The sequence below is a fragment of the Frankia sp. Mgl5 genome, from assembly GCF_023242985.1.
GTDB classification, from domain to species: Bacteria; Actinomycetota; Actinomycetes; order Frankiales; family Frankiaceae; genus Parafrankia; species Parafrankia soli.
In genome coordinates, this window is sequence record NZ_JALKFY010000513.1 from 1 (window position 1) to 381 (window position 381).

The 381-nt window shown below is 55.1% G+C and carries 1 protein-coding gene; it reads left to right on the forward strand.

The window, feature by feature from the left end; all coding sequences use genetic code 11:
- Positions 1–381: multidrug resistance efflux transporter family protein (locus tag MXD62_RS10390; protein ID WP_248829114.1), on the forward strand; the 381-nt coding region annotated here is incomplete at both ends.

Sequence of the window (381 nt, forward strand, 5' to 3'; positions counted from 1 at the left end):
GTTGTGCTGGGTATTTTGCCGGTGGTGATCGCCGCGTTTGCCTATCCGCTCGGCAACCGCAAAATGATGGCCGCAGTTCAAGGACGGCTTGACGCCTATGAACGGGTATTGGGGATGACGCTTGCCAGTACACCGTTTTGGCTGCTGCTTTCTTTCTATGGCCTAGCCGTGGACGGAGCGCCCAGCTATGGGCAAACCTTTCAATCAATTGTTGTCGCCATTTCGTCCGGTCTGATTGCCACTGTGCTGTTTTTCTCCGCTACCGATATGGTGAAAGGGAGTGCCAGCCAGCTTGCGGCAGTGGAAGCTACCCAGGCGGGGGAAGTGATTTTTGCCGTGTTACTGGAAATGATGATGGTCCATGCAGTGGCTCCATCGCTC